Source organism: Streptomyces aureocirculatus (genome assembly GCF_000720475.1).
GTDB lineage: Bacteria > Actinomycetota > Actinomycetes > Streptomycetales > Streptomycetaceae > Streptomyces > Streptomyces aureocirculatus.
In genome coordinates this window covers 119,502-143,986 of sequence record NZ_JOAP01000009.1, presented here as the reverse complement: position 1 = coordinate 143,986, position 24,485 = coordinate 119,502, and the positions used below count along the sequence as shown (strand labels likewise).

The window sequence follows — 24,485 nt, the reverse complement described above, 5'->3', positions numbered from 1 at the left end:
GTCGAAGACGGTTTCTGGCGGGGGCGCCTCGGACGGTGCGGGCGACGCTGCTCCGGCGTCCGACGCGTCGGCCGATGCTGCGTCCGGCTCCAAGCCGGGCGACGTCAATGGAGACGCACGACTGCGCGCCGCGGTTGCCGCGTGGGTCGCGAGTGACGAATCCTCTTCGGAGGGCGAGGGGGCGGAACCCGGAGCCGAGGATTCCGGCATGGGTGACCGTGCCGGTGGGGCCGAGCGGGAAGGTTCCTCCACCGCTGTGGGCGCGGACGCCGGTGCCTCCGATGCCTCCGATGCCTCCGCGGACGCCGCGGACGCCTCCGGCGGTGACTCGGACCGTGCGGCGGATGCCTCCGCCGAGGGAGTGACCGGCGGTGACGGCTCCGGCGTGGGGGTGACCGGCGGCGGTGACTCCGGCGTGGGGGTGAGCGGCGGCGGTGACTCCGGCGCGGGTGGCGGTGGCGGTGACGCGGCCTCGGGGTCCGCGGTCGACATGGCCACCGCCGTGTTCACGGCTGCGCGGCCTGCCGCGAAGGCGGACACTCCGGACGCCGGGGGTGAGTCCGGCACTGCTGCCGGTGCCGTCGATGACGCCGACTCCGCCGACGCCAAGGCGGACGCCGAGGACGGGGCCAAGGCCGAGGGCGGTGAGTCCCAGCCCCAGGACCCGCGGGCCGACCGGGCCACCGCCGTGTTCAACACCGGCCGCAAGGGCGGGAACGGTGCTTCCGGTGGGCCGAAGACCCCGTCCTGGGCCGCCGCCGCGAAGCCGGAAGCCGAGGCGGAGGCCGAGCCGACGAAGCCCGACGCGGACGCCGAGTCCAAGGCCGGACCTGCGAAGCCTGACGCCGAGCCCAAGGCCGACGCCGACTCCAAGGCCGAGGCTGGGTCCAAGGCCGACGCCGACTCCGAGCCCGACGCTGACTCCAAGGCCGAAGCTGACGCCAAGCCCGACGCCGACTTCAAGGCCAAGCCCAAGTCCGGCAGCGCGAAGCCCAAGCCCGACCCCGCCAAGCCCGGCAGCGCGAAGCCCCGCTCCGAGGACGGCCGTCCGCTCGACCAGGCCACCGCGGTCTTCAAGGCCCCCCGGCCCGCCTCCTCGGGCGTGGACCAGCCCACCACGACGCTCAAGCTCGGTGACGTACCCGAGCCGGACAAGCGCGCCGACGCCGAGAAGAAGCCCGAAGGCAAGAAGAAGCCCGGGGGCAAGCCGGAGACCGAGTCGGAGTCCGAGCGGACCAGCAAGTTCGTCGCGCTCAAGCCCCTTGAGGACTCCCGGACCAGGACCCTGACGAAGCCGGGCGCCAAGCCCGACGCGGGTGCCACCGCCCTGCCCGCGCAGCCGGGGTCCGCCCGGACGGGTCCCGCGCGGACCGGTTCCCCCCAGGCGCCCCCGCCAGAAGCCGCCTCCCCGGAAGCCACCCGGCAGCAGCCCCTGCCCCCGAAGCCCCCGATCGACCTGCTCGCCGAGCTGACCAACACGCCGCCGCCTCCGGAGACCCGGGTGCGCACCCTCGTGCGCCGGTTCAAGATCTGGACGCCGCTCGTGCTGCTGCTCGTCGTGGTGTTCGCAGTCGCACAGGCGGTGCGTCCCCTTCCCGAGGCGAAGCTGACGCTGACGAGTGCGTCCTCGTACGCGTTCAAGGGCGGAAAGCCGTCGATCCCCTGGCCCGGCAAGGGCCAGGCGGCCATGGATGTGGACGGCATCGGCTCCTTCGGCACGGCGGGTGAGCAGAAGCCCGTACCGATCGCCAGCATCGCCAAGGTGATGACGACGTACCTGATCCTGCGCGACCACCCGATCAAGAAGGGTGGGAACGGCAAGACGCTCACCGTCGACGCCCAGGCGCAGCGGCACTACGAGAAGGGCAAGCCGGAGAACGAGTCCGTGGTCAAGGTGACCGAGGGCCAGAAGATCACCCAGTACGAGGCCCTGCAGGCCGTGATGCTGCCGTCGGCCAACAACGTGGCCCGGATGCTCGCGCGCTGGGACAGCAACGGTTCCGAGGACAAGTTCGTCGCCAAGATGAACGAGACCGCCAAGGAACTCGGCATGAAGAACACGCACTACACCGACCCGAGCGGCCTGAACAAGACCACCGTCTCGACCGCCGAGGACCTGGTGAAGCTCGGCCGCGTCGCCATGGAGAACCCGGTCTTCAAGGAGATCGCAGGGCAGCGCAACTACAAGGACCTCAACGGGGACCGGCAGACCAACTACTTCGGTCTCGTCCCGACCGTCGCCATCGGCATCAAGACGGGCACCACCACCGCCGCGGGCGGCAACATCCTCTTCGCCGCGGAGAAGAGGGTCGGCGGCAGGACCCACGTGATCATCGGCGCGGCCCTCGCGCAGTTCGGTTCGGGCGGCGTGGCCAACATCGACAAGGTCACAGGCGTCACCAAGGACCTGATCGCGGCCGGTCAGGACGCCCTGAAGGCCAGGACCGTGGTGAAGAAGGGCCAGGTCGTCGGCGAGGTCGACGACGGCCTCGGCGGCACCACGCCGGTCGTCGCCACCAGGGACGTCACCGCCGTCGGCTGGTCCGGACTGACCTCGAAGGTCGAGATCGACGACGCGGGCAAGACCCCGCCGCACTCCGCGAAGGCGGGCACCGTCGTCGGCAGGCTCACCGTCGGGGACGGCACGACCACCGGGGCGATCAAGGTTCCGGTGGCCCTGCAGAAGGACCTCTCCGAACCGGGCTTCGGCGCGAAGCTCACCCGGATCGGCTGACGGTCCGGTAGCGCACGGCAAAGGGGTGGGGCGAGCCGGTTTCGGCTCGCCCCACCCCTTTGTGCGTCAGGCCCGCGCCCGGGCCCCGCGTCGGCCTAATCCGCGTCCTTGTCGGGCGCGCACCGCGGCTGCGGTCCCGAGGGGCCCCCGTAGTTGGACGCGATGCGTATGTCGCCCGCCTTCTTCACCGTGAGCCGGGTGAAGTCGCCCTCCTTGTACAGGCAGCCGCCCTCGGCCCACAGCCACGGCGAGTAGGCGACCCGGACGATGACCGAGCCGGGTTCGGACATGCGGACGGTGAGGTGGGCGCCGTCTGCGGTCACCACGGAGCCGGGCCTGTCGACCAGCGGGACGGCGTCCTTCACGCGGTAGATCCGCCAGTTGTCGTCGTGCCAGACCTGGTCCAGATAGCTCGGCTCGCTGGTCACCAGGTCGTGCTCGCGCTCGGCGGCGCCGTCCGGCTTGCCGTCGCCCTTGTAGAGCACCACGAAGCCGACGGCCCAGTGGTTCAGCCAGGCACGGTACGAGGACGACGTGAAGGCGCCCTCCTCCACCTCGGACACCGGCCGGCCCTCGTAGAAGAGGCGGCCGCGCTCCACGTCGGCCTGCCGGTTCCAGCCGCGCGCCATGTTGATGTACGGCGAGAGCACGGCGGCCTCGCGGTGGTCGCGGGCCGGGACCACCTCGACGCGGGTGCGGTCGGCGCCCAGGCGGTTCAGCTCCTTGACGACGCCGTCCGTCTCGACGGCCCAGGTGGGCACCTTCGTGTAGGCCACTATGTCGGCGGTCGTCTTGATGGAAACCCAGGTCAGGGACAGCACGACGGCGGTGACGAGGACCGCGCGCTGCCAGATGTGGTGCCGTTTGACGCCGGACCACACCGGACGCGGGGAGCCGAGCCGCCGCAGGGTCTCAAGGACCCGCTTCGGCCGCAGGGGCCGCAGCGACTTGGGGAGGGTGAAGTCCCGGTTCATGACGGCGGCCAGCAGTATCGGCGGGGCCGCGATCTCGGCGAAGCGCTCGACGTTCGTACCGATCGGGGTGGGGATCAGCCAGGTCAGGACGACCCCCACCGCGTACACCCCGGCGCCGAACTTCAGCAGCTTCCAGGACCGCGGCGCTGCCAGCATCACGACGCCGCACAGCAGCACCGGCGGGAAGATCCGGACGAACGCCATGGGCTGCTCGCCCTCGAAGGGGAACAGCCACGTCGTGAGGCCCACCACGACGAACGGCGGCAGGATCAGGGCGAGGGCACGGCCCCACTGGCGAAGGAACAGATAGGCGGCGCCCACCACGACGAGGAACAGACCCGCCACCGGGCTGCCCATCGTGGCGAGGGCCGCGCACAGGGTGGCGGCCACGATCCGGCGGCGGCTGTTGCCGCCGACGGCCGCGAGCACGGCGCCGACGCCGAAGGCGACGCCCAGCATGAACGTCGCCCGCCCGCACACGACCTGGCACCACATCGAGAAGCCGACCACGAGCGCGGGCCACAGCGGCTTGCGGATGGAGCTGCGCATGATGATCGAGACGCCCATGAAGGTGGCGGCGAGCCCCGAGGCGGCCGCCACGGTCCGCACGCCGAAGGCGGCCATCAGATACGGCGAGATGACGCTGTAGTTCGCGGTGTGCAGGCCGCCGTACCAGAACAGGCTGTACGCGGAGCCCGGGTAGCGCCTGGCGAAGCCCGCCCAGGCCTGCTGGGCGGCGAGGTCGCCGCCGCCCGTCGCGAACACCGTCCACCACAGCAGATACAGCGGCAGCAGACCCGCGGTGATGAGCAGCGCCATGCGGTGCCGCTGGTACCAGGGTTCGCGCATGCCGCTGCCCCGGTCGGCTCGGCTGAGTGACGGGGGTGACAGGTCGGCAGAGGCCACGGGCGGCGATCCGTTCGGCTGGCTGGGGCAACTCCTTCGGAGTAGACGCTAACCGCTGCGGAATGGTTGGCAGACAGCGACCCCAAGGGCAGGTCTTGGCCAGTATGGGGTCGAACGGCGGTCACCGCAGCACCACCGACGCCTCACCCGTCCGAGGGGGGCGCGCACAGGGCGCCGGGCGGCAGGGCACTGCCACCGGTCTCCGCGCGGACCGTGTCCAGTTGGCCGAGGAGGGTGTCGAGGCGGTCGGCGGCGGAGTCGCGCAGGTAGTGCAGGACAGCCCGGTGGAAGGCGTCCCGCAGGGCGGGCGGCATCGCGTCCGACGCGTCGAAGCACAGCGTCGCCGCCTCGCCGGTGAGCACGGCGGCGGCCCGGCCCCCGCCGGGGTCGGTGGGCTGCGGGTCACCGGCGCCGGGGAAGAACGGCCGCAGCGCCGGTTCGGCCTCCGCGTGCCACAGCCGCCGCGCCTCGGAACCGGACAGACGTTCGACAAGGTCGCGGGCGGCGGGACGGTCGCCGAAGGCCGCCGCCATGTCGCCCGCGACCTCGTACGCGTCGTCATGGGCGGCGGGCCCCGGCAGGAAACGGGCGGACGGATCGACCCGCACACCCCTGCCCCGGCCCGCCTGCCCGCCCCCTTCACCCTTTGCGTTCGCGTACAGATAGCGGATGAAGGCGCTCTGGTGTTCATGCGTGCAGTCCAGCTCCGGCGAGTTCAGAAGTCCCCGGGGGGCCGCCCCGGCAGCGCCACCGGGGCCGGGTGTGCCCTCGTACGAAGTGGTGAGCGCGAGGTCCACCCACTTCCGCGACCGCTCCCCGAGCAGTCGCGCCCACGCCGTCCAGGCGCCCCGCACCTCGGGGCTGCGCCAGCTCAGGCGGCCCGTGGCCCAGCGCGCGTACGTGCCGGGGCCCGAGCGGTGCAGGATCAGGTCCTCGATCCAGTCCGTGCCCGGCCAGCCCGACGTGGCCTGCGACGCCATCCCCAGGCACCACCGCGGCCGCCCGCCGCCCCGCTCCTCACCCGCCGCACCCGCCCTGCTCCACACCAGGCTCTTCAGATCCACCTTCAGCGGCACCCAGTACGTGCGCGGGGCGCCGTTCACCTCGATGCGGGGCGCCCACGGCGGCCGCCCCGGAGCGTCCAGGGGTTGCAGCCGGTTGCCGCGGGCGTACTCGGTCAGCTCGCCCACGCTGTTGAGGACGGCGACGTCCGGCGGGTCCCCGGCCTCCAGTTGCGCCACCAGGGTCTCGCGCAGCGAGCGAGTGCCCTTGTACGTGTACGTCTCGCCGGTGCCGTCGTCGAGCCGCCGCAGCATCGCCTCGAACGCCGTGCCCTCGGGCCCGGTCCACGGCCCGAGGACGACCAGGGTGTCGCGGTCCTCGTCGGCGCAGCCGCCGGTGAGGGCGGCGGCGAGGAGGAGCAGACAGCAGACGACGGCGGTGCGCGACGGCCGCCGCCGGGCCCGCGGGCCGCGCTCCTCCCAACTGGAGGGGCGCTGGTCCTTCCTGCTCATGGGGCGGCTCCCGTACGGGTGAGACGGACGTACTCGCGCCGGTACGCGTGCAGCGTGCCGCCGGTGAGGGCGGCGCTCAGCAGGCCCGCGGGCAGCACCCACACGGACACGCCGTCGAGGAGGGCGAGGCGGCCGTCGGCCAGTTCGCGGTCCACGGCGTCCTCAAGAGCGGCGATCACATACCGGCCCGGCGTACGGAACGGGTCGTTCTCGGCGGCGCTCTCGATCCCGGGGGAGGTCCGGTGCGAGAGCGCGCGGGCCGTGGCCGCGGCGTCGCCCTGCGCCTCCTGGACGAGCACGGCGTCGGCCGCGAGCAGCGGCAGCGCGAGGAGCGGCACGGCGGCGACGAGCAGCGGCACGCTGACGTAGAGCCGGAAGCGCCGGTGCAGGAACACCTGGGTGCGCCAACTGCCGTGCGCCAGGAGCAGGAACGCGACCCCGGACACGACGAACGCGGCGAGCACGCCCGCGCCCACGGCCGCCCGGCCCGCGACCCGCCCCTGTAGGGCGCGTTCCAGGGCGGTGACGCGGTCCACGACGGCGGTGGCGTCGGAGCCGGTGACGGGACGGCAACCACGGTGGCCCCCGGGTCCGCCGCCCTCCCCGGTGCCGCCGCCCTCCCCGGTGCCGCCGCCCTCCCCGGTGCCACCGCCCTCCCCGGTACCGCGCGGCTCCTCGCGGGCCGAGCACAGGATGCTGCGCGCGTACGCGAGGGCGGCCTCGCGCAGCGCGCGGTCGGCGGCGTTGGCCTGGGCCCACGCCGTCCAGGTGCCGTAGTCGGCCACCAGGCCCGCGACCACGTCGAGGTCCTGGCGCTCCGCGGTCGACAGGGCACCGCTGCGGCCCACCTGGTTGAGACGCTGGGTGGCCCGCGTGGTCCGGGTCCGGTACCGCTCACTGAGCCCGCTGAGCTCGACCGCCCGTCCCGCCCGCAAGCTGTCGCCCGCCTCCTGATCGGCGATCTCCAGCGACACCCGGGCGGCAGCCAGATCCCCGAGGGCGGGGGCGGCCCGCTCCTGGATGTACGCGGCGTCGTCACGCACGGAGGAGTACGCCCAGGCGAAGGGGGCGAAGGTGAGAGCGGTGAGCAGCGGAAGCACCACGAGCCGCTCCCGCAGATAGGCGTGGTTCCGGCTCCCCCGGACCGCCGGGGCCCACACCCACCGCCAGACCCGCCCGCCCTTCATGCGGGCCCGCCGACTCCGGGCAGCCGTGGTGTGAGGGGAGGGGTTCACCGTGCCCCCCGGGCATGACGCAGCCCGAAGGGCCGGATGGCATAGGCCCGGTCGAGCAGAAGCTCGGCGACAGCGGCCCCGGCCCCGCCGGGCTCACGCGCGGCCTGCTGGGCGAGCCCCAGCCAGAACCCCGACAGATCGACCCGCAACTGCCGCGCGGAGGCGGGGAACCGCAACCGCGCATCAGCCCCGCGGGCGACTTCGCGCAGTTGCCCGGCAGAGACGGCCCCCGTACCGAGGAGGACCCGCGCCCCCTCCCAGACGTGCGCCCGCATCCGCAGCCGCGCCTGCTCGTCGGTGAGCCCGTGCGCGAAGAACAACCGCCCGAGCCGCCGCACGACCTCCGCCAGGTCGTCCCCGCCCCGCACGTGGTCCGCGCACACCCGCACCGCGGCGACCCGCGCGGCGGTGCGGTGCCGGGAGTGCTGCGCCACCGCGTCGAGCGCCTCCACGGCGTGGGCGAGCGCCCGCGGCCCGCCGAGGGCGATCCGGGCCCGCGCCGCCCCGAACGCCGCCCCGCCGAGCGAGGGATTGCGCATCCGCACCCCCTCGTACAGCGTGAGCGCCTCCCGCGGGCGGCCGAGCCGCTCGGCACAGTGGCCGAGGGCGAGCTTCGGCGCGTACTCGCCGGGGATGGCCGCGTACACCCGGTCGAAGTGGCCGCGGGCGCGCGGCACGTCGTCGGCGGCGAGCGCGAGCAGGCCGCGGTGCCAGTCGAGCCGCCAGTCGTACGGGGCCGCCGTCGGGCCGATGGCGTCCTCGGCGCGGCCCAGGGCGACGGCGGCGTCGTGCAGTTGCGGCGGGACCTGGGCGCCGGGGCGCAGCGCGACCCGCAGCGTCAGACGGCAGCGCAGGAGCTCCACCTCGGGGGTGCCCGGCCAGTCCGCGGTGTGCTGGAGGAGCGCGGCCGGATCGTCGTCGCCGAGCCGGCTCAGGCCGGTGTGGAGGGCGTCGTCGGGGTCGGGGCGCGGGACGGGCAGCTCCTGCGCGGTGTCCCCGGGCGCGGGAGCCGGGTACCGCACGGCCGCCCCACCGTCCCCACTGTCCCCTCCGTCCCCACTGTCCCTTCCGTCCCCTCCGGCTCCGTACCCGTCCGGCACGCCGCCGCCCGCACCCCGCGCCGCCTCCGCCGCCCACTGCCGCGGCGGTGGCGGCGAGCCGAGCCCGCCGTCCAGGGCGTACGCGGACTGGAGGAACAGGGGTGACGGTTCGAAGGTCTCCGTACGCAGCCGCAGCGAACGCATCTCGCGGAACACCCCGCGCAGTTGCTCGTCCATCTCGCGGGCCGTGGCGAACCGGTCGGCGCGTTCGGGGCGGGTGGCGCGGCGCAGGACCCGCGCGAGCGAGAAGAGGCCGAGCCCGAGCCCGTCGGGCGGCAGTGGCACCGTCATCCGGCGCGCGGCGTGGACCTGCGGCGACCGCGCGTCCGGTACGGCGTCGGAACCGGCGAGCGGGGAGAGGTCCGCGAGCGCGTCGAGGTCGTCGAGCCCGCACAGGTGGCGCAGGGTCTCGCCGAGGCTGAACAGGTCGTCGCCGCTGGTGGACTCGCCGCGCGGGCCGACCGTCGGGGCGCGGTAGTCCGCGGTGGTGAGGCCCGGCGCGCCCGCCCGCCGGACGCTGCCGACGTCGATGAACTTCGTCGTGGACCCGTCGTGCATGACGTTCGACGGCTTCAGGTCGCCGTACACCTTGCCGCGCTCCGGTGCGTGCAGATAGGCGAGCCCGGCGAGGAACCGCACTCCGTAGGCGAGCACGAACTCGTAGAAGCGGGCGCCGCCGAACTCCTCGGGGTGCAGCAGGGCGCGGGTGCGGACCTCTTCGAGGGTGGGCCCGTCGACGTACTGAAGGACGAGGAAGTCACCGACGTCCGGGTGGTGCCCGTAGTTGAAGACCCGGATGATGTCGTCGTGGTTGAGCTCGACGAGTTCCTGCCGTTCGCGGGCGAGCGGGTGGTCGGCGGAGTCGGGCGCGGGATGCGGCGCGGGTCCTTCGGGTCCGCCGTTCTCCGGGCGCAGGATCTTGATGGCCACCTCGCGCCCCCCGACCTTCGTGTCGAGCGCGAGATAGACCTCGCCCATGCCGCCGTACCCGAGCGGCCGCACCACCCGGTACTGGCGGGCGAGCAGCCGGTCGGGGGGCAGCGGCAGGCCTCTCAGGGCGTCCGGGTCGTCGCCGCGCGAGACCGCCCGGTCCAGGAGGGTGATCTCCGGCAGGACCGTGGGGTCCGGACTCTCGGGGGGCAGCACCACGCGGGCGGGACGCTGCGGCGGCAGGGCGACGAACAGCGGCGGCAGGGACGAGTCGCCGTCGCCCTCACGGGACTCCATGGCGCATCAGGATAAACGCGTACGAGAACGTTGACCCCGACGAGTCGGCAGGAGAAATGCGGAAACCCGCAAGGGAGTTGACGGAGCATCACTCGCTCACGGCAGCCCCCGACCGTGCCACGGGGTACGCCACATCGCACACCTGGTCCTCGGGGCCCGCCGTCTCCCAATCCGTGAAGTACACCTCGCGGCAGGCCCCCGCCTGTGTGAGCCCCTCGCGGGCCAGCCACTCCTCCACGGCGTCGTAGGCGGCGATGATCTGCGGATAGACGACCTGTGCCTTGGTGATACGGGTGTACGCGAGCCGGGCAGCGGGCTCGACGCGGGCCCGCACGCCCCACTGCCGCCCGTGCCCGGCGGCCCACTCGCGGGCCGCCGCCGGGTCCGCGACGGGCACGCACACCTCGGCGGGGCCGTCGCTGTCCTCCGTGACCTCGGCGTGGTAGACCACGAACGGCGACTCCGTGACGCCGCCGCAGAGCTCCGCGGCGGCCTTCTCCAGGCGGCCGAGGGAGGCGTCGATCCAGGCGGGCAGGGCGTCGGTGAAGACGTGCCTGCGCTCGCTGAGCACGAACATCTCGGGTACGTCGGTGGTGTGGATCTCGAACGTGCCGTACACGGCGGGGCTCCTTCGGGACAGGCGGCCGCGGAGGTAGTCCACGAGGGTGCGCTGGGCGGCGAACCGCTCCTCGATCCTGGCCCAGTGCTCCCCGACGGCCTCGGCCGCCCGCTCGCCGTCGAGGCCGACGACCGCCGCGATGTCCGCGAGCGGCATGTCGAGGCGGCGCAGCAGCACGACGGTACGGGCCTGTTCGACCTGCTCGGGCCGGTAGTACCGGTAGCCGGTCGCGGCGTCCACGTGCGCGGGGGGCAGCAGCCCCTGCCGGTCGTACAGGCGCAGGGCCTTGGCGGAGAGCCGGGTGCGGGCGGCGAAGGCGCCGATGCTCAGGAGTTCGTCCACGAGGTCATCCTCCGGGACCGGCGGTTCACCGGTCACCGAAGGCGGCTGCCTCCGGTGCGGCGACTCTGGACCCTGCCCCAGGGGCAAGGTCAACGCCCCGCCCCCGGGGCAAGGTCGACGCCGAGCAGCGCGTCCCGCCAGATCCGTTCGGTGAGGGCGTTGCCGTACCGGGACTTCTCGCCGCCGACGCCGGACAGCGGCTGGAGCAGCGGATCGCGCGGACGGGTACGGAAGAGGGTGACCGCCGTCGAGACCTCCGGCGTGTACCCGGCGAACCACGCCGACCTGAAGCGGTCCTGGGCGGTGGTGCGCCCGGCCGCGACGGGCTGCCCGGCACGGGAGGTGAGGCGGCCGAGACTGTCGTCGGCGGCGTCCCGCAGCACGGCGTCGACCTGCCCGGCGACGCGCGGGTCGAGGGCGCGCCGGGTGCGGGGCGGCTCCAGGCCGCCGACGGCCTCGCCGTCCTTGGTCACCGACGTCACCGAGTACGGGTCGTGCTGGAGGCCGCCGCGCGCGAACGTGCCGTAGGCGCTCGCGAGCCGGATGGCGCTCGGCGTGGACGTACCGAGCGGGAACGACTCGTCGGGGCGCGCCATGCTCCGCCCCAGCATCCCGGCGTCCACCGCGACCTCCCTTACCCGGCGGTGCCCGACCTCCTCGCCGAGTTCGCGGTACGTGGCGTTGCCGCCCTCCACGAGCGCCTCACCCGGCGTCATGCCGCCGGGCCCCTCGCGGTCGGCGTGCAGGCCGTCCTGGAGGGCGGCGGCGAGCACGAACGGCTTGAACGCCGAGCCCACGGGGACGCCGGAGGTGTCGGCGTTGTTGCTGAAGTGCCGGGTGGCGTCCGCGCCGCCGTACAGGGCGAGGACCGCGCCGTCCTGGGTGCGCACGGAGGCGGCACCGACCTGGACGCCCTTGTCGTCGGCGCGCTCACGGGGTTGGAGGCGGCGGTCGAGGACGCTTCGGGTGGCGCGGGCGAGTCGGTGGACGCGGCGCTTGTCGAAGGTGGTGTGGATGCGGTAGCCGCCCCGGGCGAGGTCCTTGTCGGTGAGCGCGGTGCGCTGGCGCACGTACTTGTTGGCGACGTCGACGAGGTAGCCGGTCTGCCCGTGGTCCCCGCTCAGGCTCGTGGACCTGGACTCCTTCAGTGGTTCGGGGAACTTCTCGTACCGGGCCCGCTCCTTGGCGCTCATCCGCCCCACCGCGACCTGCCGGTCCAGGATCCAGGACCAGCGGGCCTCGGCGCGGCGGTGGTTGGCGGCGCTCACCGACGGGTCGTACAGCTCCGCGCCCTTCAGGAGCGCGGCGAGGAGGGCGCCCTGGCTCGCGTCGAGCTGCCGGGCCGGGATGCCGTAGTAGGCGTGTGCGGCGGCCTCCACTCCGTTGGCGCCCCGCCCGAACCAACTGCTGTTCAGATAGCCCTGGAGGATCTCGTCCTTGCTCTTGCGCTGGTCCACCTTCAACGAGATCACGAACTCCCGCACCTTGCGCGTCATGGTCTGGTCCTGCGACAGATAGGTGTTCTTCACGTACTGCTGCGTGATGGTGGAACCGCCCTGCGTCTCCTGCCCCTTCACCATGTTCACCACGGCCCGCCCGAGCCCTTGCGGGTCGACGCCCGAGTCGCTGTAGAAGCTGGCGTTCTCCGCCGCGATCACCGCGTTCCGCACGGACTCCGGGATGTCCTCAAGGGGTACGTTCTGCCGGTTCACGGCGCCGATGCTCACCATCTGTGTGCCGTCGGCCCAGTAGTACACGTTGGCCTCACGCCGGGCCGCCGCGTTCTCGTCCGGTACGTCCACGGTGACGTACACATACCCGAGGAGCCCCGCGACCGCGCCGAAGCCGAGCAGGAGGCCGCCGAGCCACTGCCGCCACGACGGCAGCCAGCGCCGCACGCCCCGCCGCCCCCGCCGCGGATAGTCGACAGGGCGCCGCCGACGCCGCCGGGCCGTGGCCTTTGGTGCACCCTCGCGTTGCGCGTGTGTCCGCATGATCGACGCGTGTGTCCGCATGATCGAAGAGAGGGCGGCGGCGGGAGCGGCGGTTGGGCGGCGGCCTGTCAGCGGTGCGTAACAGTCGGGGCGACGTGAACTGCGCGAGGGGGTGAGCGCGTTGCCCGTGCGGGCGGGTCGGGGTGTCTCGCCGCCGCCGGAGGTTGTGCACCTGGGGTACGCGGAGACGGACCTCATAGACTTGATCAGGGTGATCATATGAGCGGTGGTAAGGGAGGGCCGGGCTCCGGGACGTCCGGCGGGCACGAGAACCTCGGCGGGGAGGGAGAAAACCTCGGCGGGGAGCGAGAAAACCTCGGCGGGGGGCGAGAAAACCTCGGCGGGGAGCGAGGGAAAATCGGCGGCGGGGTCGCCGGGGCCGTGTGGGCGGCGGGGGTCCTGCTCCTGTTGCTCGGGCTGCCCCTGCTGGCGGCCGGGCGGCTGCCGGGCCGGGTGGCGACGCACTGGTCGGGTACCTCGGGCCACCCCGACGGTTCCCTGCCGCTGTGGGCGGCGGCGCTGTTCCCGGCCCTTGTGTGGACGGCCGTCGTCGCGGGGACCGCGGTCGCCCGTCTGCGGACGCCGATCGCCTGGGGCGGCACGCTGCTGCTCTCCATGGGAGTCACGCTGGTCGGCGCCCAGGCGGCGGTGGTGCGGGCGAACCTGGACCACGCCCACTGGCGGGACGCCGAGTCCGTGACGCCGTGGGTGGTGGGGGCGCTGGTGGCCGGGGCGGCGGCGGGAGCGGCCGGGGCGGCGGTGTGGCGCGGGCGGGCGGGGGCGGGTGCCGGACCGGGCCCGCTGCCGCGCTCGGGGCCGCTGCCGCGCTCGGGCCCGCGTTCGAGCCAGGGCCCGCTTCCGAGCCCGCTCCCGCCTCCGCCCCCGCGTACGGACGTACCGCCCGACCAGCGCGTCGCCTGGTTCGCGGGCGCCACCAACCCCTGGCTACAGGCACTCGCCGCGGTGACCGGCGCGGCAGCCCTGATCGCCCTCGTCCTCACGGTGTACGGAGTGACGCACCCGCTGTGGTCCCTGATCGCCCCGTTGGCGGTGGTGTCCGTGCTGACCCTGGGCTGCGCGTCCGTCCAGGTCCTCGTGACCGAGGAGGGCCTGCGGGTGTCCTTCGGTCCTTTCGGCAGGCCTGCCCGCCGCTGGCGCCCCGCCGACATCGAGTCGGCCCACGCCGAACACCGCACCCCGGCCCAGGTCGGCGGCTGGGGCTACCGCCTCAGCGGCCTCGGCACCACGGTGATGCTGCGCGCCGGTACCTGCCTGGTCGTCCGGGCCAAAGGAAAGAACTTCGCGGTGTCGGTGGACGACGCGGAAAGGGGCGCCGCGTTGTTGAACGCGGTGGCGGGTGCCGGAGGCGGGGGCTCCGCAGGGCGCGGGAATTCAGAAGGCGTTGACGGGACGCACGTATAACGGGCCGCATATGCCGCTGAGTTGGTCCCTCCGACGGTTCGAAAGTTTGACGTACGGTTTCGACAGGTTTGGGCCGCGCGGAGCCGTTCGATGTGCGACCGTTGGCGGTGCGAGAACCAGGTACGCGGCGCTGACCAGCGATGACGCGGATCCGAGCAGGGATGTCCCGCGTCGGGAAGAGCTGGTTGGAGCCGAAAAGAGAAAGCCAGGTAGAGCCAGCGCAAGATCAGGACGCGAACAGCGCGTCAGGTGAATTGTTGGGGGGAGGGTCGCTCATGCGATCCAAGAACAACGATCGACACGTCTTACCGGCCCGTACCGCGACTGCGCCCCTCGCGGAGCCCGCGGAGGGGCGGTCGATCTGAGTGAAGATAACCAACCACAGGGCCGAGGAGCTGAGCACCCCGCTCATCGAGGCCTGGCATCGGACGATGAAGGAGTCGCCCGATTACGGAAACCCCTTTCTGGCACCGGAGTTCGCGGCCGGCGTCGGCAGGAGCCGCGGCGGAGCCCGCGTGGCGGTCCTGCACGAGAGGGGGGAGCCCGTCGGCTTCTTCCCGTACGAGCGCACCGCCTTCGGTGTCGGCAGGGCCGTCGGCCTCGGCCTCTCCGACTGCCAGGCCCTCGTGCACCGGCCCGGCATCTCCTGGGACGCCAGGGAACTGCTGCGGGCCTGCGGCCTCTCCGTCTTCGAGTTCGATCACCTCGTGGAGGAACAGGAGCCGTTCGGCCGCTACGTCACCGGTACGTTCGCCTCACCGGTGGTCGACCTCAAGGACGGCGGCGGTGCCGACGGAGACGGGGCCGAAGGGGGCGAGGGGGCCGTAGGGGCCGACGGCTATACGGAGTGGCTGCGCGCCACCTACCCGGGCCTCGCCAAGACGACCCTGAAGAAGGAGCGCCGCCTGGGCCGCGACCTGGGCGAGATGCGGTTCGTCTTCGACGAGCGCGACCCGGCGATGCTGCGCCGGCTCATGCGGTGGAAGTCCGCCCAATACCGCAGGACGGCCCGCATGGACCGCTTCGCACGGCCGTGGATAGTGGATCTGGTGGAGCAACTGTTCCAGGTCAGGGAGGAACAGTTCACCGGGGTCCTCTCGGTCGTGTACGCCGGTGACCGCCCGGTCGCCGCGCACTTCGGCCCGATGTCGAGCACGGTCTTCGCGGCCTGGTTCACCGCGTACGACCCCGAACTGCGCTACTACTCACCCGGCCTGATCATGCACCTCCGCATGGCGGAGGCGGCGGGCCGGGCGGGCGTCCGCGTCCTGGACCTGGGGCGCGGCGACAAGGAGTACAAGGACTGGCTCAAGACCCGCGAACTGCGCGTGGCCGAGGGCTTCGTGACCCGCCCGCACCCGGTCGCGACGGCCCACCGCCTGTGGCGCAGGCCGGTGCGCGGCCTGCGGAACACCGTCCTCGCCCACCCCGGCCTGCGCGAACAGGCGGACCGGCTGCTCAAGACGGTGGGGAAGGTACGTACGGGGGGCTCCGTGCCGACGGAGTCCCGCCCGGAGTCCCGCCCGGAGTCCCGCCCGGAGGGGGCGGCTACTCGGGGGCGCTGAGGAGGGCCCGCCACGGAGTCACCGGTGGCCGGTGAGGTGCTTGCCGGCCGCCGGTGCACCGCCCTCAGTGGCTGCCGGTGACCGGTGAGCCGGCGCGGTCGGCTTCGTCACGGACGAGCAAGGAGAGCAGCGAGGCCACCACGAGGCCGGACTCGGCCGGGTGGCGCAGCACCTTCCCGGGGTCGATCCGGTAGGTGTTGGAACGGCCCTCGCGGGTGTGCGAGAGATATCCGTCCCGCTCCAGGTCGGCGATGATCTTCTGGACGGCACGTTCGGTGAGGCGGCAGTGTGCGGCGATGTCGCGGATGCGCGCGTGGTGATTGTCCGCGATAGCTGCCAGCACCCGTGCGTGATTGGTGAGAAACGTCCATCCGGTATGCGGCTCGGGCACTCCATCCATGCGGCAACTCTAGGTGCTGGGTTGCACGCCTTCAAAAACACGTACCACGTTTCATGTATTAGTTGACTGGTGTGAGCAGATCGGGGCAGCCTAGGTGCGGAAGCGGCGGTAGGCGGAGACGAGAGGGAGAGGTCATGCCGGAGCCCGCATACCCTGAGCGACCCTTCGTGGGGGGAGGCACCGGATGCGTTTCGGACGGTGGTTCCCCGATAACGCCTGCGTCGTTGTCGACGGGGGGCGCGGGGCTTGCGGATGGCTGGGGTTCCGCCGCGCCAGGGGCGGTCGGGCGGGTTGCTGCCGTGCTTGCGGGGGGCGGCCGTGGTGCGGTCGTCGTATCGGTGGACGGGGCCGTGTCCGGTCCCGGTGAGGGCGGCCGCCGTACTGTCGTCACCGTGCGGGGCGACCTCGACCTCGACGCGGCCCATCGCCTGCGGCCGGAGCTGTTCAGCGCCCTCAGCCGCTCGGCCGACGGCCTGGAACTTGATCTCGGCGACGTGAACTTCTGTGACTGCTCAGGCCTGAATCTCCTGCTCAGTCTGCGCCAGGAAGCCATCAGGCGGGGCAAGACGGTCACGATCCGCTCCCTCAGCCCCGTCGTCGAGCGACTGCTCGACCTGACTGGTGCGACGTTCCTGTACGCGCCCACTGACGAGGCCGACGAACAGGCGCCGGGCACACCCGAGGAGCCCGCCAAGGAGCCCGCCAAGGAGCCCACCGAGGACCTGCGGACCACGGTCACCCAGTTGCGCCGGGCCATGCAGACCCGCCCGACCATCGACCTGGCCCGCGGCATCCTGATGTCGTCCTTCGACCTGAGCCCCGAGAGCGCCTGGGACGTCCTGGTGACCGCGTCGCAGAACACCAACACCAAGCTGCACTCCCTCGCCGAGGAGTTGGTGAACGCCACGGTCCAGGGGGATGCCCTGCCGAAGGGCGTACGCACCCGGATGGTGGCCGTGGCCGCCGCGGCCGTGGAGACCGCCGCCGCGACCGCCGGGAGCACACCCCGGACGGCGCAGCCGCCGCCGAAGGGCGCCGCGTAAGCCTGACTGAGGGCCGGAGACTCGCAGAGCTGCGGGACGGCAGCGGGCGACGGCAGCGACCGACGGCAGCGGGCGGGGAACGCGGATGAGGCGTTCGCGCAGGCTGGCGGCTTCCCTCTATAGTTCTATAGTTCTGTCGTCAGTTCTGTCGTCCCTATGGTGCCTATGGTGCGGGATCGTTCCCGGCCCGTCAGCCGTGTCGGGGCCGACGAAGCCCCTGGCGAAGACCGAGCCCGTAGGTCCGTAGGCCCGTAGGTCCGTAGGTCCGTAGGAGAGAGCGTGCGCATGCCCATGATGCCCAGCGCCGCCGCCTGCCCGCCGTGACCCTTCGCCCCTGAAACAGCGCCCGGACGCCCTCCGCTCGCGCCCGCTGCTGCTCCGTTGCTCCGTGAGCCTCGGCCCGCCGTACGTGGGCTGCGCGGACGTCCGCCCGGTACTCCCACGCCTTCCCGCACGCCCCTGGCCCCCGCACCACGGCCGGATGTGCCCGAGCACGACAGGTAACTGCTCTTGTCCACCTCCGCACCGTCCCCGGCCGCCCAACTGCGCGGCCTCAAGCCCGACTGGCTGAACGACCCGAAGGTCTGGCGCACCGAGGTCCTGGCCGGTCTCGTCGTCGCGCTCGCGCTGATCCCCGAGGCGATCTCGTTCTCGATCATCGCGGGGGTCGACCCGGCCATCGGCCTGTTCGCGTCCTTCACGATGGCGGTGGTGATCTCGGTCGTCGGCGGACGCCGCGCGATGATCTCCGCCGCCACCGGCGCGGTCGCCCTGGTCATCGCCCCGCTCAACCGCGAACACGGCCTGGGGTACCTGGTCGCCGCCGTCATCCTCGCCGGTGTCTTCCAGATCGTCCTGGGCGCGCTCGGGGTGGCCAGGCTGATGCGGTTCGTGCCGCGCTCGGTGATGGTCGGCTTCGTGAACGCGCTCGCCGTCCTGATCTTCATGACGCAGGTACCGGAGATGCGCGGCGTGCCCTGGGCGGTCTACCCGCTGATCGTCGGCGGTCTCGCGCTCATGGTCTTCTTCCCGAGGGTCACCAAGGCGATCCCGGCACCGCTCGTCTCCATCGTCATCCTGACCGCGATCACGGTCGCCGCGGGGATCGCGGTGCCGACCGTGGGCGACAAGGGTGCCCTGCCCTCCTCGCTGCCCGTGCCCGGCCTGCCCGACGTGCCCTTCACGATGGACACCCTGACCACCATCGCCCCGTACGCGTTCGCGATGGCGCTTGTCGGCCTGATGGAGTCCCTGATGACGGCCAAGCTGGTCGACGAGATCACCGACACCCACTCCTCCAAGACCCGCGAGTCCCTCGGCCAGGGCATCGCCAACATCGTCACCGGCTTCTTCGGTGGCATGGGCGGCTGCGCCATGATCGGCCAGACCATGATCAACGTACGGGTGTCCGGAGCCCGTACCCGTCTGTCGACGTTCCTGGCGGGCGCCTTCCTGATGGTGCTGTGCATCGTCTTCGGCCCGATCGTCTCCGACATCCCGATGGCCGCTCTGGTCGCGGTGATGGTGATGGTGTCGTTCGCGACCTTCGACTGGCACTCCATCGCCCCGAAGACGCTCAGGCGGATGCCCACTGGCGAGATCGCGGTCATGGTCATCACGGTGGCCTGCGTGGTCGCCACCCACAACCTCGCCATCGGCGTCGTCGTCGGCACGATCACCGCCATGGTCATCTTCGCCAAGCGCGTCGCGCACCTGGCGAACGTCACCTCGGTCACCGCCCCCGACGGCGCGCGCGTGGTCTACACAGTCACCGGCGAGCTGTTCTTCGCCTCGTCCAACGACCTGGTCGGCCAGTTCGACTACGTCACGGACCCCGACAAGGTCGTCATCGACCTCACCGCGGCCCACATCTGGGACGCCTCCTCGGTGGCCGCGCTCGATGCGATCGAGACCAAGTACGCCAAGCGCGGCAAGTCCGTCGAGATCATCGGCCTGAACACGCCGAGCGCACGGATCCACGAGAAGCTCACCGGCGAACTCAGCGGCAGCCACTGAGCGACGCCCCCATCATCCGCTGGGGCCACGCCGCCCTCGGGCGTACGCCGGACCGGACGTCCTCCACACCCTGTGGAGGCTTAGGGCTGCCCGACGTCGCCGACGCGACGACAACCGGGCCAGGCACCTGGGCCCTCCTGCCCCTCGCCCACCGCCAGGCGGCCGAACTCCCAGCCTGCGCACACGACTTCAAGCCCCACCAGTCGGACTGAGTTACAACTTTCTCTACTGGTTCAAGGCGGCTCGCTCCGCTCCCCGCGCGCGGCACGGCCCCCGGCCGGGCCTGCGCTCCTGTCTCCGCCCCGCTCCAGCCCGGCCGGCGCCCGTGCCGCGCTCAAAGCATGCAGCCACCTGATGCCAGAGAAGGGGTACGTCGTGGCTGGGGCGGTCGGCTCCACGGCTTTACGGAGCCACTTTGGCGCGAGCCTCGAAGATCATGGTCCCAACGTCGTGCTTTAACGGGCAGGCCCACAGACTGCCCGACGCGCCGGAAACTTACGGAGCCATGATCACTCGCGCCAAAGCAGCGCCACCCCAAAGCCGCTCCATCGACCTCACTCCTCTTCGAACCAGCCGCCGCTCTCTGCGACCTTTGATAGAGGAACTGTTTTCTCGGCTAGAGCCCTCCGCATGCTGAGCTCAGCAACCCGAACCAAGAAAATCGGGTAGGAGGCGGCATTACTCGCGATTTTGCGAGCCACATCCATCGGCATACTTTCGGGTGACCGGATGTATCCCAGGTGTGTCATGGAACGCCCTGTCACTCGATACGCCCGCTTAATTCTATCGATTTCCACTCCCCACTCCGCTTGTCCGGATCGAATTTTCCCAATCGCGCAATCGGAAATGGCTTCATGAACGTAAACTTCGTCACCAATGTAGTTTGATAGGTATTTGTTTACGATTTCCTGTCGAATTCCGCTGTTAGACCAAACCGTAAGAACGGCGGCGAGTCGCGGACTCATCACTTCCGGCAACAAATCCACGCGCACCTCTCGATACACGCCAACCCACCCTCGGATTTGTTCTATACTGCCAACCAGTCGCTCAATCTCCCGCGCATTTAGGCTCTCAACTACGTCGTCGAGTTCGCTAAAAACCCTTGCGAGCGTAGCAGGGCCACAAAAAGCGAGAGCCATAGACGCCCAAATCTGCCGCATTTCTGGATTCGCAGTCCCAAGCTGCCTTTTCCACCAAGCAGCGTTTCCAGCCTGCAGCCGCGCATATCTGACTCGGTCAACGACTTTCACAGAGCCATCAAACAGCTCACTGGCAGGAACTTCATCTCGCCTACCGCGCTTGGCAGCAAGCGAAAGCGCACAAGCCATACTCCACACAGGCCATCGTTGACCCAAAATCGACTCAATCCGCTCAACATATTGGGCGAATGAGCCATCAGGCGCCGGGGAGCCTTCTTGCTGAGGAGTACTCAAAAGCTCCTGGAAAGCTGCTACCACCGCATCAATACTGACTTCCTGCACAGGATCCAGTTCGCTCTGCAAAATGTTAAAGCCAACCCCGCGGGACAGGTTTTCACCGTACGTGCGTCGAATATCCGGGTAGTGCCTCAACAGCGGCATAGGACTGAGTGCCGCACACAAAAGGTCCAGCGTGGATTGACTCCTACGGGGAGCGCGAAACCCTGATACGAAACCATCGAATAGGGTGTCTCGAAAATATTCGAGAAGATCAGCACGCTTGGCGAAATAACTCGCTCTACCGGCAGCAATAGCCGCTTGAATCACTTGATTATCAAGAGGTACATCGAATTCCGTGAAGATCTCAAGCAAGACTTCTTCACTTTGGAAGTTTAGGACTCCTAGGAAGTAGCCAGACCACACCCAAGAGATTTTCGCATCATTTGATGGGAGGGAGGAGAACCCATCGAGCCATAGCCGATATAGCTCTTCTCGAGTTCCATTCTTCTGCGCAAGTGCAGTGATCGAGACCTGGATGTCCCGTGGAGGCGCTCCATTTAGAACGCTTAGGCAGCGCTCGAGCAGTTCCGTACGTCCACATCCGTCGGGAAGTGTAATGGGCTCACCGCCACTCGTACTATAGCGGTCGTCTCCGAGAAGAGAACGATATCCGTCCTTATCCAGGATGAGCTCAATCACCTTCTTAAGACTTCTAGGGTTTTGGCTGAAGACCCAGTCAGCTACAAGCGTTGCCGAAAGTGAACGGGGATGGGACGTAAGGCCTAGGTCACCGTCGGCGCAAAGAACCTCAAGTCTATCCACGAGCGACGGCAACTCGCCTTTGCTGAAGCAGCCAGCGTAAAATCGTGTCACGTTCAGCCAGTGAGTACTACGCGCTACAGCATCGAACCGCTCATCCTTCGTTCCCCGTCTTGGGCTCCCCACTGGACTGTAAGGCGCGGTTTCATAGAGAAATCTGCCAGCGAAGTACTCTCGCAGGGGTTGAACCTCAAACTCGAATAGACCTTCAACGGCACCCACGAGGAACACAACTCGTTGCGCAAGACCAGTGAAGAGGTCTTTAGTCCAAGCGGGATCTCTACCTTCCGAGACAAGGTAATCCTTGATCACCTCTCGAAGGCGACTAGCCTCGATCTTCCCGAGAGCCCTACCGGTCTCCGCTTCGCTATGCAAAAGCCAGGCAAGATACCTATGCAGATCAATCAGCACCTCTTGATGCTTTTTTACGATTTCGCTCTTCTCGGCTTCGCGTGCCAGGAAGAGTTCAACGTAGATGTCGTATAGTGCTGTCCGCTTATCAGGAAGACTTCCGCCTCTTGTATGAATTACAGTCAACAAGATGGCAAGCTGCATAGGATTACGTGCAAGGTCCCTCATATGCGGCTGATCTAGTTTCTCAGCCAGGGTTTTGCGGAGATTAGCAGCTTCTTTCGGCTTCAAGTGACGTGACTTCGCCCACCGCTCAGAGTATTCCTCAATGAGAGAACGGCCGAGGCGCGTCAAAGTCCATCGCTGAAACAGCTTGGATGGGAATTCAGATACCTCGGCCAAAGCTGAAGGTCTTGTGGTAACTAGCATTTGAAGTGTGGCGGCAGACTCCTTCATCCTCCTCGCCGCAGAGCCAATTTCCTTAACCACGTCGTTGCGCAGGCGGACTTCCGCGACTTCGTCCAGGCCGTCAAGAACAATGAGGAGTGAACTGGAACGCGCGACAGCAGATAGATCATCCACAGTGAAGGTGCGTCCACCTGATTGCTCGCTGATCAACGCACTGATGAACGATTCAAGCGATCTAGACGATTGCGCTGGCCGTTGCGAGTCAGATTCCTGGCCGAACGGGTTCTTTCCGGAGAGCCAAGTCGCATATTCCCTCAAGTCCACTCTAATTGGGAAGCGGACAGACTTGGCTTGATGTTCTTCAGGGAGGGCGTGAAAATCAGGCTTTCCCAGAACGCGCATTCTATGCACTTGGCACACATATTGTGCCAGTGTTGACTTTCCTTGCCCGGGGCCACCCTCTAGCACCACCAGGTCCGAGAGTTTAGCTATGTCGTCGTGAAGGAGGAGCCTTGCCGCACCGACAGGCTCATTTCCGTCATTAACAGTGCCGCCACGTTGAGCAATCTGCTGAACAGCGTCACGAATTTGTAGGGCGCGCTTTTCTTCTTTGCGCCGCCCCTCTTCGTGATCCAAAGGAATAACTGCGGGAACATCGACAAAGAGGTTAAGGATTTCGTTACTCAACTCGATTTGCTTGAAGCGTACCTCGTTATCCATATCGAACTGTTCTGCAGTAAAGCTTCGCAGGACATCCAGTCGGTTACCCAATAGGTCACCTCCAATGGATTCCGCCAAGGCTTGCAGCAAATCGGTTCCGCGCAGCATGTCTGGATAGGACCACCTGACGTCAGCGTGCCCATCGCATCTCCGGTCCAGGTCGTCCCTCCACCAAGCGCGAATGGGGACAGGCGAGTCTGCGTTTAGCAGTCCGTTCAGAGTGTCAATAGATCCCGAATCTGGAAAAGCCGTTCCGGGGACATTAGAAACCAAGATATATTCAATCGCACCCTTCTTGCGTTTCAGGATGCTCAGAATCTTAGGAATCTCGTCCTTCATTGTTTCGACGAGCCACTTATGGACATCTTCGATAACGAAAGGGTTCCTGACGAATTTGACCTGAAATACCCGATAGCCCCCCTGTTTATTGGCGAACATTTGGACGGCATCTCGACCCCCATCCCTTTGACCGACAGGAAAGCACTGCGTTCCGGGATATTCCAGTGAGATCAGCGCCTGACAAAGGTGCTGAAACCGCTCAGGGTCCAGTTGCTCGTAGAGGTATGTCACTGAGCGTCCAACCTTCCCAACTGGCCAAGCTGACCCAGGCCATGACGGCCTTGAAGGTGCCAGGCTACCGCTGTCAGCCCCAAGAAGGCCGAGCTTTGAGGACCCAGCGCGGCGGGCCTTGCCAAGGACACGATCACGCCTTACTACGACCGCCCAGATGGAGCAGCAACACCGGCGAACCTGAACTGACATGCAGATGACTGCCGCCTGGTGAGCATCATGCATGGACGTCTTTCGGGATGATCTCTGGTACCTCCCGAAGCAGCGGCGGGTGTATCGAGGCGCCTGGTGGACGAGCAGAAGTTGGGTGCGCCGCTTGCTACGTAAGCGTCATCCAACGGCGCAACCCACACGTTTGCCTGAGGCAGCAGCTTGAGTGTCTAGCTGCGTGACAACGCCGATAACACTGGCGGACGCACGGGAACATCTACACCATCAGTGCAGGTGAGAGCCACACCAGCCCAAGACACCACCCTCACCCAAGTTGCTTCGGGACGAAGATGTCGCTCCGTTAGGGTGCCCCGCATGGCCGACGACACCCCAGCCTGTCCCAAGTGCAGCCAGCCCTTGAAGTCCGGCGGTCTTGTCCTCGTCAAACGGGAGGACGATGGCCGGCGGACCTGCCGGTCGCTATGGCGGTGTGCCGATCGGCACGTCTGGTGGAGCTGGGCAGACCGGCCGGACGAACCATTGGAGGTCTGTCCGTTCCCGGGGCTGTTCCGCTGAGATCCAACATTGACATCAACGAGCACGGACGGCGGCAACAACCGACGGCCATGTACGGCGCCAATGCGCGAGGCGAGTCCCCACCACGCCGGGCCCCGATCGAACTCCTAAAGCGGGTGTCGCAGGTTCGAATCCTGCCGGGGGCACCAGTTCAGAAGGGGCCCACCTCCGAGATTTCGGAGGTGGGCCCCTTCTGACATCCACATCTGACATCAACGCGGGAACACGCGGCGCGACTCCGGCCGCCCTGAGTAAGGTGGCCGTTCCATGGCGAGCGTCGTGCAGCCGAATCCCTCAGGTGCCGGCGGACTGCGCGACGCGGGTGAAGGAGCGGTACAGGTTGCGCGCCTCGTACTTGTCGAACGTGCTGAGTTTCCGCCGC

Annotated in this window: 13 protein-coding genes and 1 pseudogene; 5 read left to right on the top strand and 9 right to left on the bottom strand. The window is 69.1% G+C overall.

The annotated features are described in order from the left end of the window. Nucleotides 1-208: 208 nt before the first annotated feature. Nucleotides 209-2,734, top strand: coding sequence for a D-alanyl-D-alanine carboxypeptidase (locus tag IG78_RS51215; protein ID WP_249926100.1), 2,526 nt, complete (start codon nt 209-211; stop codon nt 2,732-2,734). 95 nt (nt 2,735-2,829) lie between these two features. On the opposite strand, the gene IG78_RS0111530 is transcribed toward IG78_RS51215, so the two are convergent. From IG78_RS0111530 to IG78_RS0111505, 6 genes are all read right to left on the bottom strand, one after another. Then, complete coding sequence (locus IG78_RS0111530) at nt 2,830-4,557, bottom strand: hypothetical protein (RefSeq protein WP_107054873.1); 1,728 nt, start codon at nt 4,555-4,557, stop codon at nt 2,830-2,832. Nucleotides 4,558-4,757: 200 nt separating this feature from the next. After that, nucleotides 4,758-6,128, bottom strand: a complete 1,371-nt coding sequence (locus tag IG78_RS0111525; RefSeq protein WP_078965063.1) for a type 2 periplasmic-binding domain-containing protein — start codon at nt 6,126-6,128, stop codon at nt 4,758-4,760. Next, nucleotides 6,125-7,315 carry a hypothetical protein gene (locus IG78_RS0111520; RefSeq protein ID WP_030561879.1) on the bottom strand — a complete coding sequence of 397 codons (1,191 nt, stop codon included), beginning with the start codon at nt 7,313-7,315 and terminating at the stop codon, nt 6,125-6,127. The genes IG78_RS0111525 and IG78_RS0111520 overlap by 4 nt, the downstream gene beginning before the upstream one ends. 44 nt (nt 7,316-7,359) lie before the next feature. Beyond that, nucleotides 7,360-9,690: a serine/threonine protein kinase gene (locus IG78_RS0111515; protein ID WP_169749687.1), complete on the bottom strand. Its 2,331-nt coding sequence runs from the start codon at nt 9,688-9,690 to the stop codon at nt 7,360-7,362. 88 nt (nt 9,691-9,778) lie between these two features. Next, nucleotides 9,779-10,651: a MerR family transcriptional regulator gene (locus IG78_RS0111510; protein ID WP_225882052.1), complete on the bottom strand. Its 873-nt coding sequence runs from the start codon at nt 10,649-10,651 to the stop codon at nt 9,779-9,781. A gap of 89 nt (nt 10,652-10,740) precedes the next feature. Continuing rightward, nucleotides 10,741-12,549, bottom strand: a complete 1,809-nt coding sequence (locus tag IG78_RS0111505; RefSeq protein ID WP_318657862.1) for a transglycosylase domain-containing protein — start codon at nt 12,547-12,549, stop codon at nt 10,741-10,743. Nucleotides 12,550-12,864: 315 nt separating this feature from the next. Here IG78_RS0111505 and IG78_RS49135 point away from each other — a divergent pair, with 315 nt between their 5' ends. Together IG78_RS49135 and IG78_RS0111490 are read left to right on the top strand one after the other, a co-directional pair. Next, the gene (locus tag IG78_RS49135) at nt 12,865-14,067 is read left to right on the top strand and encodes a DUF1648 domain-containing protein (RefSeq protein WP_225882051.1); all 1,203 of its coding nucleotides are present in this window, start codon (nt 12,865-12,867) and stop codon (nt 14,065-14,067) included. Between the two features lie 365 nt (nt 14,068-14,432). Further along, nucleotides 14,433-15,632, top strand: a complete 1,200-nt coding sequence (locus IG78_RS0111490; RefSeq protein ID WP_051852539.1) for a GNAT family N-acetyltransferase — start codon at nt 14,433-14,435, stop codon at nt 15,630-15,632. Between the two features lie 64 nt (nt 15,633-15,696). Here the strand turns inward: IG78_RS0111490 and IG78_RS0111485 are convergent, their stop codons facing one another. After that, nucleotides 15,697-16,032, bottom strand: a complete 336-nt coding sequence (locus tag IG78_RS0111485) for a helix-turn-helix transcriptional regulator (protein ID WP_030561867.1) — start codon at nt 16,030-16,032, stop codon at nt 15,697-15,699. A 350-nt stretch (nt 16,033-16,382) separates the two neighbouring features. Here IG78_RS0111485 and IG78_RS0111480 point away from each other — a divergent pair, with 350 nt between their 5' ends. Continuing rightward, the gene (locus IG78_RS0111480) at nt 16,383-17,075 is read left to right on the top strand and encodes an anti-sigma factor antagonist (RefSeq protein WP_030561865.1); all 693 of its coding nucleotides are present in this window, start codon (nt 16,383-16,385) and stop codon (nt 17,073-17,075) included. A 510-nt stretch (nt 17,076-17,585) separates the two neighbouring features. Continuing rightward, complete coding sequence (locus IG78_RS0111475; protein WP_030561863.1) at nt 17,586-19,091, top strand: SulP family inorganic anion transporter; 1,506 nt, start codon at nt 17,586-17,588, stop codon at nt 19,089-19,091. A 554-nt stretch (nt 19,092-19,645) separates the two neighbouring features. On the opposite strand, the gene IG78_RS49130 is transcribed toward IG78_RS0111475, so the two are convergent. After that, a complete protein-coding gene (locus IG78_RS49130) occupies nt 19,646-23,377 on the bottom strand; it encodes an NACHT domain-containing protein (RefSeq protein ID WP_157855779.1) in 3,732 nt (1,243 codons plus the stop codon). Between the two features lie 948 nt (nt 23,378-24,325). After that, a pseudogene (locus tag IG78_RS51210) lies at nt 24,326-24,454 on the bottom strand (site-specific integrase); the annotation flags it as partial. Between the last annotated feature and the right edge of the window lie 31 nt (nt 24,455-24,485).